10 protein-coding genes are annotated in these 13,788 nt (G+C 57.3%); 2 read left to right on the top strand and 8 right to left on the bottom strand.

What is annotated here, in order from left to right; genetic code table 11:
• Window positions 1-102: 102 nt before the first annotated feature.
• The 3 genes from chrA to VEH04_03360 form a co-directional block, all read right to left on the bottom strand.
• Window positions 103-1,344 carry a chromate efflux transporter gene (gene chrA, locus VEH04_03350; protein ID HYG21794.1) on the bottom strand — a complete coding sequence of 414 codons (1,242 nt, stop codon included), beginning with the start codon at window positions 1,342-1,344 and terminating at the stop codon, window positions 103-105.
• A gap of 79 nt (window positions 1,345-1,423) precedes the next feature.
• The gene (locus VEH04_03355; protein ID HYG21795.1) at window positions 1,424-2,074 is read right to left on the bottom strand and encodes a DUF6766 family protein; all 651 of its coding nucleotides are present in this window, start codon (window positions 2,072-2,074) and stop codon (window positions 1,424-1,426) included.
• 110 nt (window positions 2,075-2,184) lie between these two features.
• Entirely contained in the window at window positions 2,185-2,751 is a 567-nt protein-coding gene (locus VEH04_03360; protein HYG21796.1) for a TIGR00645 family protein, read from the bottom strand.
• Between the two features lie 1,483 nt (window positions 2,752-4,234).
• Between VEH04_03360 and VEH04_03365 the strand changes: the two genes are divergently transcribed.
• Both VEH04_03365 and VEH04_03370 read left to right on the top strand, forming a co-directional pair.
• Window positions 4,235-6,577, top strand: coding sequence for an immunoglobulin domain-containing protein (locus tag VEH04_03365; protein ID HYG21797.1), 2,343 nt, complete (start codon window positions 4,235-4,237; stop codon window positions 6,575-6,577).
• 135 nt (window positions 6,578-6,712) lie between these two features.
• A complete protein-coding gene (locus VEH04_03370) occupies window positions 6,713-7,819 on the top strand; it encodes a glycoside hydrolase family 88 protein (protein ID HYG21798.1) in 1,107 nt (368 codons plus the stop codon).
• Window positions 7,820-7,832: 13 nt separating this feature from the next.
• Here VEH04_03370 and VEH04_03375 read toward each other — a convergent pair whose 3' ends face one another.
• The 5 genes from VEH04_03375 to VEH04_03395 all read right to left on the bottom strand — a co-directional run bounded on the left by VEH04_03375 (window position 7,833) and on the right by VEH04_03395 (window position 13,770).
• Window positions 7,833-9,032 carry an alginate lyase family protein gene (locus VEH04_03375; GenBank protein HYG21799.1) on the bottom strand — a complete coding sequence of 400 codons (1,200 nt, stop codon included), beginning with the start codon at window positions 9,030-9,032 and terminating at the stop codon, window positions 7,833-7,835.
• 108 nt (window positions 9,033-9,140) lie between these two features.
• Window positions 9,141-10,355, bottom strand: a complete 1,215-nt coding sequence (gene trpB / locus VEH04_03380) for a tryptophan synthase subunit beta (GenBank protein HYG21800.1) — start codon at window positions 10,353-10,355, stop codon at window positions 9,141-9,143.
• A gap of 282 nt (window positions 10,356-10,637) precedes the next feature.
• Window positions 10,638-11,261 (bottom strand): phosphoribosylanthranilate isomerase, encoded by a 624-nt coding sequence (locus tag VEH04_03385; protein ID HYG21801.1) that lies wholly within the window; start codon window positions 11,259-11,261, stop codon window positions 10,638-10,640.
• 53 nt (window positions 11,262-11,314) lie between these two features.
• Window positions 11,315-12,424, bottom strand: a complete 1,110-nt coding sequence (locus VEH04_03390; protein ID HYG21802.1) for a glycosylase — start codon at window positions 12,422-12,424, stop codon at window positions 11,315-11,317.
• Complete coding sequence (locus VEH04_03395) at window positions 12,412-13,770, bottom strand: Gfo/Idh/MocA family oxidoreductase (protein ID HYG21803.1); 1,359 nt, start codon at window positions 13,768-13,770, stop codon at window positions 12,412-12,414. Before VEH04_03395 ends, VEH04_03390 begins: the two co-directional genes overlap by 13 nt.
• Window positions 13,771-13,788: the final 18 nt, after the last annotated feature.

Genomic DNA, 13,788 nt, shown 5'->3' on the forward strand with positions numbered 1-13,788 from the left:
GGTGCGCTCATGTCGATGCCAAGCAAGCATGACGCCGAATCCAGGCTGCGCGAGTCATTTCTCCACGTACGTGACTCGTGAACAAAATTTGAAACTCGCAACTCAAAATGAACTGCGGAATAGAAGCCATCCGAGTAGGCCAGCACCCATCACGACGCATGGGATCACAGTCTTGCCTTTCCACACGTACAAGGGGATCAGCGCGAGGACAAACACGGCCGCCGCCTTCACGTTGGTGATGGTTCCCACTCCGAGCGTGATCAGCGTCGACACAATGATTCCGACAACCGCAGCGGTAACGCCTTCCAACACCTCGCGCAACAGCGGCCGTTCCATCAACCGTTCGAGCTGCGTGTGAAAGAGCAGCGAGAAACAAAACGCCGGGAGAAAGACCCCGATGGTCATCAGAAGCGCTCCCAGTGCACCCCCGCCAATATAGCCGACAAACGTGGAGAAGATGATCAACGGCGCGGGCAGGGTTCCCGAAATCGCGACACCGTCCAGGAACTCGCCATCGCTCATCCATCGGCCGTTGTGGACGGCATCACGCTGCAAAAATGGAATCGCCGTGTAAGCTCCGCCAAACGTCAGCAACCCGGCGCGCAAGCCCGACACGAACAGTTGCGAGCCTGAGGCCGTGTGGCTCCCTTCAAGGACGGTGGATTGCATTGTTCCGGTCCGCTGTGTTGTTTTGAAAAGTTTTTGTTCAGGCCCATACGTCACCGCGCCCGCAAGCAAGACAGCCCCAAGCACGGCAGCAACCATCCAGCGCTTCTGTGTTGCAAAGAGATACGCCAGTCCGGCCACGGCAAGCGTCATCCAGAACGGCACGCCCAGCAGATCGACAACCCCGCTCACTACCGCAATCACGAGCAGCGCCCGATCGGTCAGGACATGTGATCCAATCCGATGCGCCGCCCGGAAGATCAACGCAATCACAGCCGGTTGTATTCCCAGAAACACCGCCTGCATTGGCGTCTCCGTGATTTGATACGCCACGTACAACCAGGAAAGGAGGAACATCAAAAGGAAACCCGGGAGCATGAAACCGAGCCCTGCCAGGATGCCGCCAATCCTGCCACGCGCCAGCATTCCAAAATAGACGCAGAGCTCGTGGGCTTCGGGTCCTGGCAGGATTTGATACATCGCAAGGAGCTTTTTGAACCGGGAAGGCGACACCCACTTCTCCTCTGTCACCAACTCCTGTCGAATCATGTCGATCTGAGCGACGGGCCCGCCCCACGCAAGAAGACCGAATCGCAAAAACCGCAGGAACAGCTTTGCGAACGATTCACGGGGTGGACCGTGGACGTCTGCTGCGTCATCCAGAAATGCGTGCGCCATGGCGGCCTTTTATGAGTGCAACACCTGGAGCAATCAAGTGCTTACAACGACAGCGTGACAGTGACAACTTTCCCGGTTTCTACTTGCCAGTGCTCGCATGGGGCGCTGCGACCTCCTTGGATTCCGCCGAATCCTTCTGCCGCAACCAGATCGAGAGAACTACAATGGCGAGGACCGCGAGGAACTCGCTCTGCCAGTTCTGGAACGACTCGAACCAAAACCGCGCCGAACTCGCGTACTCTGCCAGCGACAACTCCGCCAGGCCGTGAACACTTCGCTCCTCGTTATATTCCTTCACCCCCGAAATCGCGTGGCCAAGCATTGAAAGGAGAAACAATAGCCCCAGGGCGATCGAGAGTGAGTTCTCATAGATTTTGAGCATCCAGCCTCCACGCCGCACCGGGCTGGGCGTTTCGTCTGTAATTTTGCCGCAGCCTTCGGATTCGGATTTGTCGGGATCCTTTGACTCCGCCGAACCGCGCTGAAAGAGGAATGCTGTCAGGACGACGTACGCAGCCATTTGCAGGAATTCGCTTTCCCAGTTTTCAAAGAGAGCTTCGAGGAAGTGACTGCTGCGGATGTACTCGCCGAATGTGCTGGTCGGTTCGTTGTGGAGCCTTTGATCCTCGTTGAACTCGTGATTTCCGGCACGTGCCATGCCGAATAGGAAAATGACGAAGAGGAACACCAGAGTGAGCGAAAGACCGTTGTTGCGTAAGAAGTTCCTCATAGTCACTGGTCCGCTGACCTGCGTTCGCTCCCTCAGTCACCCGAGGCATCGTCGCGCGGAAACGTCGGACGGTAAACTGGAGCAAGTTGCCCAGCGGCTATGGGGAGAATCTAATGGGCTCTTGCCGCAGGAACGGTGAGCCTGTCAATCCACGCCAGCGCAATGGCGGAAGCAACGAACGTCACGTGAATGATCACCTGCCACAACATTGTTTTCTGATCGTGCGAACCTGCGCTGATGAAGGTCTTGAGCAGGTGAATCGAAGAAATGCCGATCAGCGCCGTCGCCAGCTTGACCTTGAGAATGCCTGCGTTGACGTGCGACAACCATTCCGGCTGGTCGGGATGCCCTTCCAGCCGCAGCCGCGAAACGAACGTTTCATATCCGCCGACGATGACCATGATGAGCAGGTTGGCGATCATCACCACGTCGATCAACCCCAGCACGCTTAGCATCACGATCGATTCAGCATCCGTGGCCGAGGTAGTGACCGAGGCCGGGGCAGGATGATTGAACAGTGCGAATCCGAGCAGATGCCAGAGTTCCAGCAGGAACCGATAAACGTAGACGGCCTGCGCCACGATGAGCCCAAGGTAGAGAGGAGCCTGGAGCCAGCGGCTCAGAAAAATAAAACTCGCGAGCGTCCGTTTACGTTGTGGACTGATTGCAGACGTCATGGTTCAGATTCGGGTCTCGTTCAAATGGTTGTGCGGCGACAAGTTATTGGTCGCCAGCGCAGCGTCCAGCAGAAAGCCGCGGAACGATCGAAAGGCAAACGGCTTTACGCGAATTACGCTCATTTTCGTGAAGTTCATCGATGTCTCTTCAGCCTCCGTTCGAGAGCTTCGCGCCACCATTCGGTTAGCTCGTCCGCTTCCGTGCTGCTGTCCGTCAAAGTCTCGTTCTTTTGGCAAATTTTAGGCGGCAATCTTTCGTAAGCTCCTGAATGTCAGCCTGCGACCGCAGTGTCTTTCGTGGCTATACCTCTTCTCCGCGGCCAAACAAATAATCTCACGCGAAGGCCGCGGAGGTCCCGAAGAAAAAAGACGTCGAACGGATTTCTGTTTTAAGTTTTTCGTGTTTCAGCATTTTTCTTCCATCCGTGTCCATCCCGTTTAACAGGAGCAAGCAGAGGCAGCAGAGAAAGGGCAAAGGAAGCTGTTTCCGAATCCGGGTTCATCCGTCTCCATCCGTGATTAGATTTCCATCTCCATTGCTGTCTCTTCGTGTGGTTCGTGTGATTCGTGGTTGAACTTCCTCTCTTCCAATCCGCGCAATTCGCGTAGACCCGTTTTGTCTTTCCCGATCTGCCTCCAGAATTCAAAAGAAGTTGCCTCACGGGAAGGGCACAAGAAGCGCGAAGAGAAGACGTTTAACAGGAGCACTCAGAGGCAGCAGAGAAAAGGGCAAAGGAAGCTGTTTCCGAATCCGGGTTCATCCGTCTCCATCCGTGATTAGCTTTCCATCCCCATTGCTGTCTCTTCGTTTGGTTCGTGTGGTTCGTGGTTGAACTTCCTCTCTTCCATTCGCGCAATTCGCGTAGACCCGTTTTGTCTTTCCCGATCTGCCTCCAGAATTCAAAGAAGTTGCCTCACGGGAAGGGCACAAGAAGCGCGAAGAGAAGACGTTTAACAGGAGCACGCAGAGGCAGCAGAGAAAAGGGCAGAGGAAGCTGTTTTCCGAATCCGTGTTCATCCGTCTCCATCCGTGATTAGATTTCCATCTCCATTGCTGTCTCTTCGTGTGGTTCGTGTGGTTCGTGGTTGAACTTCCTCTCTTCAATTCGCGCAATTCGCGTAAACCCGTTTTTTCCTTTTCGCGTTTTGGTTGCGGCTCTGCCGTGCTGTGTGATTCGTGGTTGCTTGTCTCTTTCCCTTCAATTCGCGTAAACGCGTTTCCCCATTTCGTTTGGGTTGCGGCATTGCCCTGCTGTGTATTTCCTGACGTCCGTTTTCCCCTTAGTCTATGTGGAATCCGAACACGATTCGCGATCTCCCAATTGATCGTTGACAGCCGGCTGCATGACATGGCTAATGGAACGCAGTTGTTTGCGGAGAAAGGTGGTACATTACGAAATCCAAATCTTCCCGAAAAAGCCTGCTGCTGTTGACTGCTGTTATTTTCTGTTTTGTCATCGGCCATTGTGGTCGGGCGCAAACCTTGGCTGACGCCGTGGATGCCAGCAGCCTCTCGTGGACAACTGGAGGTGATGTTCCGTGGGACGCGCAAACAACCAACACTCACGACGGCGTTGACGCAGCGCAGTCTGGAAACATCCAGTCGAACCAGATCTCATGGATCGAGACGGAGGTTGTGGGACCGGCAACGATCCATTTCTGGACGGCGACGCAGTTCGACGCATCCGGATCTTTCGGTTTCGTTTGGGAATTTACCATCAACGAAAGGCGGTCTGGTGTTTACCTTATGAGTTCGTTTTGGACGGAGCAGGTGCACGATTTGCCGGCCGGAACAAACGTGTTGCGCTGGACGGGCTTTTGTCACCATGGGAATTCCGGTTCGGTTTGCCTGGATGGGTTTGCCGTATCGGAGCCGCGGCCTCTGGCCATCGATTACGGACCGGCGGACGTGACTGCGTTCATGGGAGAGTTTGCCGGGATTTCTGTTTCAGCTTCGGGAACTCCGCCGTTCCGGTTTCAATGGCGGCGCGACGGAACGAACATCGTTCATGCGACGAATTCGTTTCTATATTTCCCGGCAGCAACCACAAACGATTCTGGAACCTACTCGGTCCTCGTGACTAATTCACAGGGTTGGATCGTGAGCAGCAATGCTTCGGTCACCATCCTGCCGCCGGTCCCCCCGTTTTTTACTTTCGAGCCGGAATCAGCCATTGCTTACACGGGGCAGAGCTTCACTGGGTGGGGCGGCGTCGGTGGTTCGCCTCCCTTTTGGTTTCAATGGCGAAAGGCCGGCTCGGACTTGCCCGGCGGCATCGGGGAATGGCTGAACCTCACGAACGTCTCTCCCGCACATGCCGGCAGCTACAGTCTCTTTGTCACGAACGCTTTCGGAAGCGTCGAGAGCAGCAATGTGTCGTTGACAGTGATCACGTCCGTGGCCCCGGTCATCACCTGTCAACCGCGCAGCGTGGAAGCAGCAGAAGGCGTGAACACGCATTTCACGCTTGAGGCCGCAGGTTTGCCGGACCCATGGGTTCGTTGGACCAAAGTCGGAACAACGTCATCGCCAAACCCCGGCGTGCCTTTTCCGCAAACTGCTGGCGCCAGTCGAACCAGGAGGTTCGACAACGTGAGCACCAATGATTCGGGCGTTTACTTTGCCACGGCGGGGAATTACGGCGGCGAAGTCGGCAGCCGTGAGGTGCTCCTGACAGTGCTGCCTCCCATCGCATCCATAGGCACATGGAACCAGGACGCGGAAGACGTTGTTGTAGCGAACGGCCTGGCTTATCTGGCTAGAGGAACAAACGGGCTCTCCATTGTCAGCGTGACCGATCCCGCGTCGCCGCACCTGGTCGGGAGCTTCGCCACTGCGGGTTATGCTTCGAAGCTAACTGTCTGCGATGGCTTGGCCTTCGTCGCCGAGGGAATTCTTGGTTTCGAGATCATCAGTGTTGCAGATCCCTCCGCTCCATTTCTGCTGGGCGGCTGCAACACCGCAGGATATGCGAGCGACATTGCCGTGCGTGGAAACTTCGCATATGTGGCCGACGGAAGCGCAGGGCTCCAGATCTTCGACATCAGTAATCGAGAAGTTCCTGTTCTGGCGGGCGGCTTTTCTACCAATATCCAGCCTCGCCACATATGCCTCTCCGGCGATATCGCGTACCTCACGTCAATTGCAGCCATTGTCCCGATTGGCTCCAATTCGTCGCCTGGTGGACTGCTCATCGTTAATGTCTCCGATCCAACCCACCCGTATGAAACGGGCCGTCTGGAAACGTCCGTCTTCGCAATCGCCGCCCAACAGGATTTTTTAATCGCTGACACCTCGATCATCTCCGTGACCAACCCAGCACAGCCCGCTTCGATCGGATATCTGAGCTACCAGACCCCCAATTTCCCGCGGCTTCTTCGCATCTCGGCAGTACAGATCGTGAACGGATTGGTTTATCTCGTCGATTCTGACGGCAGCACCATGGAACTGATCGTGTTCGACGTACGGGAACCGGAACTCCCGGTGCCGGTCGGCTACTACCGAGGTGACGGCTATTGCAGCGCCATCTCGGTGGACGGCAATCGCGTCTATGTTGTCGGATATGACACGCCGATGCGGATCATTCAAACGCCGTTCAATCTGAATTCCGCACCCGCGCCTGAGTTGTGGCTCTTCGGGCAGGACGGAATGAAGCTGATTCTCCGCGGGCGGCGTGGGCTGCACTACGCACTCGAGGTTGCCGACGATTTGAACAGTCCCGAATGGCAGAGCTCCGCAACAATGCTGCTCACCAACGACACCAGGGTCTTGGACGTGCCCGAGGGTCCACCCCAACGGTTTTTCAAAGCGAGGTGGGTGGACTGACCCTTGCGCAACGAAGCTTTGTTCTACGGGATATTTCGCTTTGGCTTCGATCGCGTGTTCTGTTTTAACTACCGCATGCGTTCAATCCCTGGCAGCTTCTGTCTGGCTTTGGTCTTATTGTCCGCCTTAGTGACCATGGCTGGTGAGCCCCCAGGATCCTCCGCAACCTCCAATCTCGAACAAGCTGCCATTCGCGACGTCCTGAAGCGCGTGGCCGACTGGCAATTGGTCAATCCTTCATCCTCCAGCAACCGTTATACTGAAGACTGCTGGACGTGGGCGGCCTTTTACACGGGGCTGATGGCATGGAGCCGAATGGCGGACGACCCACGCTATCACAACGCCATGCTGCAGATGGGCAAACGATTCAACTGGCAGCCGGCCCGGCGCATTTATCACGCGGACGACCATTGCGTAAGCCAGACATACCTCGAGCTTTATTTGCAGCATCGCGATCCTGCCATGCTTCAACCCACAAAAGCGCGCTTTGATTACATCCTGGAACATCCAAACACCAACAGCCTTCAATTCGATATCCGCGGCGCGCTGGATCGATGGTCCTGGTGTGACTCGTTGTTCATGTCGCCGCCGGCCCTTGCGCGTCTCTTCACCGCGACGGGAGATCGGCGATACCTCGACTACATGACGCGCGAATGGTGGATCACGACCGATTACCTTTACGACCGGGAAGAACGTCTCTATTTCCGCGACAGCACGTTCTTCAGCCGCCGCGAGGCAAACGGCCGCAAGATCTTCTGGAGCCGCGGCAATGGCTGGGTGCTGGCGGGGATTGCGCGGGTGCTGGAACACCTGCCGGCGGATCACCCAGATCGTCCACGATTCAACACGCTCTTTCGCGAAATCGCAGGGAAAGTTCTCGCGTGTCAACAACCCGACGGTCTTTGGCGAGCCAGCTTGCTGGACCCGCAGAGTTATCCAATGAAGGAAACCAGCGGATCCGGGTTCTTCGTGTACAGCTTCGCCTGGGGGGTCAACCACGGCCTGCTAGACCGAACGGAATTCGAACCCGGAATTCGTCGAGGTTGGCACGCGTTGGTGGAATGCGTTCAACCCGACGGAAAGCTCACGCATGTTCAGCCCGTGGGTGCCAATCCCAAAGAGTTCGAAGCATCGTCAAGTGACGTTTTCGGCGTCGGGGCCTTCCTGCTCGCAGGAAGCGAAGTCCATGCACTTGCTGTTTCGCTGTCCAAGGCCGAGCCACAAACATCAGAAAAACAATAGGGCAGTGGCTTCGTCATCTCAGCCATAACAGCGGCTGAGTGATGGCGATGTTTCGTTTAACCTCCCCATCTTCGGGGTCGGGCGGCAGCTCGGTCCATAGCTTGATGTATTTGGGCTCATCAAACATGAGTCCTGCAAACAGCAGGCACGGCTGGCGCGCCGGCCATCCGTTCCAGGCTTGCACATCGGGCGGATTCGGCCAACTCGACTTGTCTGCCAGATACGGAAAGAGGTGCTGCATCGCCCGCCGGATTCCGCGGCCGTCAGGCAACGCAAAGCGCCACAAATCATCTTCCGGCGTGGACGCGACCTGGCACAGCGACGTCATGTTATCGAGCTGAAAAATCGAATAGGCATAAGGTTTGGTGCGGCGTAATTCCGCTGGAAAGCTGCCATCCTGCGCCATCTGCTTCGCGACGAACACCTCCTTGAAACGCCTGCGGACTTCAGCGAGCCGATTCGAGTCACCCGTCAGGCGCGCGAAGCACGCCACCTGCAGCCAGTACGCCACTGCATGATTGTTGCCGGTGTTTGCCTCATCACGCCCGTTCCTGCTGGTGATCATCCACTCAGTGTATTCCCTGAACCATTGTTCAACGGCTGTCGCAACCTCGCGCGAAAAGGCCGGCGACTTTCGTAATGCGAGCACCGCCAGCGGCACTTCGGCAAGGTGCAGCGTATCGATGATGCCGATCCCCCGGCCGGGAGTGATCCCCGGAATGGCCTGTGCAAAGTTGAGGCTCGGGTTCATTCGCGTTTCAGCATCAACAAAGAAAACCCGCAACAGGGTTGCGCCCTTTTCCGCGTAACGTTCCTCCCCCGAAATGCTGTAAGCCGCCGCCAGCGCTGCCACAGCGTCGCGCAACCGCATCACGCAACGGCGATGCTCCGCGAAATTTTCAGGATTGGATTCCCCGTCCCGCTGCACATATGGCAACCCGTTTGTTGTATTCGGGTTGGGCCACCAATAGTCGCCGTTCGAATAAAAATCGTGAGGTCCTCCTTCGCTCAGCTTCGCCCGGAATTGCGTGATCGTGATTGGCGCCATTGCCAGCGCGAGGTCCGCCGCACGGAAGATCCGCGCCCGATCAATTCGCTCCACATCCGCGGCCGCGAACGGGAACTCCGTTGCCGACAGTCTCTGAACGAAAGACAAACTCCCGATGAGATAGATGACGAGACGGAAAACCTGCAGCGCGCGACCAGTGTTCATGTTTTCAAGGGATCGGGTGGACAAGTTCCAAAATAACCGCGGACAAACGCAGGCATCATGCACGACCTGGTGACGGATCCATTGCATCTCCGCGAACTCGCGGGCTATTTACTTTGGCATCTCGAGACCAACTTTTGCCGCGACTTGCGAGACGTCCTTGTCGCCGCGGCCGGAGAGGTTGGCGATCAGGATTGAATCCTTGCCCATGCCTGGCGCGCGGCGGAGGACTTCAGCGATCGCGTGGGAACTCTCCAGGGCGGGAATGATTCCCTCAAGCCGGGCCAGTTTCATGAACGCTTCCAGCGCCTGCTCGTCGGTGGCGAAGGTGTATTCGGCACGATGCGCATCACGCAGGTAGGCGTGCTCAGGTCCGACCGCGGCATAATCAAGTCCAGCGCTGACACTATGCGTCGATTGAATCTGGCCGCAGTCGTCCTGCAGGATGTAGCTGCGGGTTCCCTGCAATACGCCAAGCGAGCCGCCCTGGAATCGCGCGGCATGCTTCTCAGGCTGAATGCCGAGACCGCCGGCCTCCACTCCGATCAAGCGAACGGAGGTGTCTCCAATGAACGGGTAAAACAAACCGATGGCATTCGATCCTCCGCCGACGCAGGCCACAAGTGCGTCTGGAAGGCGCTGCTCTTTTTCGAGAATCTGCCGCCGCGCTTCGTCTCCAATCACGCGCTGGAAATTCCGCACCATGACAGGATAAGGATGAGCGCCGTACGCGGTGCCGAGAATATAATGCGTGCTGCGGACGTTCGTGACCCAGTCGCGCATCGCCTCGTTCACGGCCTCCTTCAGCGTCTTCTGGCCCGCATGCACTGGAACGACGTCGGCCCCCAGCATCTTCATGCGGTACACGTTCAGTGCCTGCCGTTCGCAATCGACCGCTCCCATGTAGATCACGCACTTCAAGCCAAACATGGCGCTCACGGTTGCCGTGGCGACTCCATGCTGGCCCGCGCCGGTTTCGGCGATGATCCGCGTCTTGCCCATGCGCCTGGCGAGCAGGATCTGACCGATGGCGTTGTTGATTTTGTGCGCGCCCGTGTGGAGCAGGTCTTCGCGCTTCAGGTAGATCTTTGCGCCGCCGAGTTCGCGCGTGAGCCGTTCGGCAAAATACAACGGCGTCGGGCGGCCGCAGAACTCGCGGAGGTAATACTGAAACTCGCGCTGGAATTCCGGGTCCTGCTGCGAACGAAAATATTCCGCTTCCAGTTCCTGGAGCGGGTGCATCAGAGTTTCCGGAACGTAGCGGCCGCCGTAGGGACCGAAATGCCCCTGGGCGTCCGGAACAGTTTCAGCAACAGGATGGTTCATGGCGGAAACCTAAGGCAAAGCGCGTGAGGGAGAAAGTGGGAATGTGGTGCGCGTCTGCAGCACGAGCGCTGACTTGCAGCCTGCTTAGGACGCTCAACAAGACGATCACGCGAGCGAATGGCGAGTTTAGTCCAACTCGCAAACAGGCCCAACGCTGCACTGGCAACTTCAAGGCTTAAGCCAAACTGCAGGCAGGGTGTAACCGCAGCGTTCTAAACGTTTCGGCGTAATCGACGCGCAGCCGGCTTGGAAGCCAGCGATACAACAGGTTGGGAAACCTCGCTACGCCGGCTCTCCCTTGGCTGCGCGGATGAACTCGCGAACTTTCACGTGATCCTTCACGCCCGGTGCGGATTCCACGCCGCTCGAAACGTCCACGGCAAAGGGTTGCACGCGCGTCACGGCGTCACCGACGTTCTTTGGTGTCAGGCCGCCTGCAAGAAAAATCAGGCGCCCCCACTGTTTCGCCTGCAGGGCAAGATCCCAGTTAAACTGCTCGCCCGTACCGCCAATGCTCTTTTCTGAAAACGCGTCCAACAACCAGGCGTCCGTTGGATAATCAGCGAGTTGCTTCAGGGAATCGGCATCACGCACACGAAAGGCCTTGATGCTCATCACTCCGAATTGAACGCAGAACTCAGGCGATTCGTTGCCGTGAAACTGCACGACGTTCAGGCCGCACTCGGTGATCGCCTGGAAGACGAGATCCTCCGGCGGGTCAACAAAGACGCCCACCTTCAGCACGAATGGAGGCAGGTTGCGAACGATCGCTGCGGCTTCGCTGACGCACACATAGCGCGGGCTTTTTTCGTAGAACATCAGGCCAATGGCGTCGGCCCCCGCCTCCGCCGCGGCAAACGCGTCGGCGGCGCTCGTGATCCCGCAGATTTTGACTTTTACGGACATTGAGTGGCCGCATCATTCCACGGAATTCCGGGAATCTCAATCGATGTCGTGGCTCAAGGTTTCGGACGAAGGTCGCGCGACGTTGCCAGGGCAATGGTGCGATGGTGATTCTTGCCGCCGACCGCGCAGTAGAAATGGTACACCACTCCATCATGCTTGATGAGCCATGGCTTGTGCGCAAACGGCGTGTCGAACGGCTCGCTTGGCTTGACGAGATCCTCGCCGTCCCATTTGGTCCAGTTCACCAGGTCGCGCGAAGCCGCAAACGTGTCGAAGGCACCCTCCTTCCAAAACGCACCAAAATAGAACATCACCCAGAGATCATTCATGCGCACCACTTGCGGATCCCCGCTGATCACGCCATGGCGCGCGCCCGCTGGCGGAAGATTCTCCAACGCAGTGCCTGAGCCGAACCGCTTCCATGTTTTCATGTCGTGCGAGGTCGCGGCAAATATCTGTTCGCTGCCGCGATTCGGCTTGGCGTTGTAAAACATTACAAACGGTGCGCCCAGCGTCCGGTGTTCATCCCGAAAAATGTAACTCTTATACAGCGTCTCTTTTTCCTGCGGGCGTGCATCGGCATCGTCCGCCCTCAGAACGGGCTTCGGAAGCTTTCGCCACGGCTCCGGACGCGAGGGATCGCTTGTGTAGCCCAGGCCGATCGCGAGCGGCGTTTTTTCGTATCCGAACAATTCGCCGCCAAGATAGGAGAGCCAATACTGCCCTTCGTATTGAAGAAGCGTATTGCTGCCGCCCCACTTGGTGTCGAAGAGCGCGACGCCTCCGCCCGCATTGGCATGATCCCATGTATTCGTGCCGCCACGATTCAGGATGGTGCCGAGGGGCTGCCAATGCAGCAGGTTCGTGCTTTCCGCCAGTTGCGTGGTGTAACCTTCAGGCGAGTTCTCAAGCAGCACATACATCATGTACCAGCGGTCTCCCGCGCGGAACACGTTTGGGCAATCAACCTTTTTTCCAGGAGGCGGCTCGAGAACAACGCCGTATTTGCACGGCGTTCTTACCTCCTCATAAATTGCCTGCATTTCGACCGGCGAAACGCCATTGGTTTCGGCGGCGTTGCTTGTGCCTGACGCCAGCAACATCAACAAGAGCGCTGTGTTCACCAGCAGGTTCCGCTCACGCGAACAGCTTAAAGTTTCCATGCATCTCGATACGGTTTGGGAGCCAGCAGCTTTTCCGCTGCCTCATCGCCAATCACCTTTTCCGCGGTCGGATCCCACTTCAGCGGCCGGCCTGTTTCCATCGCGGCCAGCGCGAGATGACACAGGCTTGTGTTGCGATGCCCCGCCTCCACGTCGTAGAGCGGTTGTGTTCCCGCTTTTACAGCGTCGAGGAAGTCCCGCTTTTCACTTCTCTTGTAGGTCAGGTGCAAATCGTCCGGGCCAGGTGTCCATCGAATCAGCGCCTTGTCGCTCGCTTCAACGGAGCCTGAGTCGTTGACCTGAATCCATCCATCCGTCCCTTCATACCGCACAAAAGGCTTCGGGTCGGTTTTGCAAATCAGATCCATTCCATTCGCAAAGCGATAGGTCACTTCGAAGTCGATCACCACGTTCCAGAGATTCTCCCGCGGCGGGAACTTGCCGCTTCCCCGCACTTCAACAGGCCCTGTGTGCTCAAGGTTCATTGCCCAAAGCGCCATGTCATTCAAGTGCGCTCCCCAGTTCGCAATCATCCCGTCCGCATAATCCCGAATACAAATCCAGCCGGGCCGTTTTCCCGTGTTATGCCGCGTATGAACGCGTTGCTCGGTATAGGGGGCCTCGGGTGCAGGTCCCAGCCACATGTCGTAGTCGAGTTCCTCGGGCACAGGCATCGCCGGCTGCGGTTCCAGCGTTGGATCGCGCGGGGTGGCGGTGATGACGCGCTGCAGCTTGCCGATCCTGCCGTTGCGAACTGCCTGAATAGCGTTGAAGAAGAACTTGCGGGAGCGGTATTCGCTATCTGTTCGAAAAACCACTTTGGTCTCCTTCACGACGTCGCAAAGCTTGCGTCCTTCAGCAATGCTGCGCGTCAACGGCTTCTCGCAACTGATCGACTTGCCAGCGCGCGCTGCAGCGATGGCCTGGATGACGTGCCAATGGTCGGGCGTCGAGATCATCACTGCATCGATATCCTTGCGCGCGATCAGCTCCCGCCAGTCGCGGAATGTGGCGCAACCCCTGTAGGTTCCTTCCTGCTTTGCAGCGTAGAATTCCTCGATCTGTTTTCGCGCCTGGCCCATGCGCCACGAATCCACATCGCACACGGCAACGCATTGCGCATCGTTCTCGTTGAGCAACGCGGGAATGTTTGCGTAGAACGCCTGACGCCCCGTGCCAATGAAGCCGATCGTAATCCGATTGCTCGGAGCGACTCCTCCCTCGAGGCCAAGCACGCGGGCGGGAACAATCATCGGGGCAGCGACGGCGGCAGCCGCTGCGGCGGCGGAGCGGGATAGAAAACGGCGCCGGCTCCAGTCCGGCTGCCACGACATCTTTTTGTTCATAATCGAAAAAACAGATTG

The sequence above is a fragment of the Verrucomicrobiia bacterium genome (genome assembly GCA_035629175.1).
Taxonomy (GTDB): Bacteria; Verrucomicrobiota; Verrucomicrobiia; order Limisphaerales; family DASXHY01; genus DASXHY01.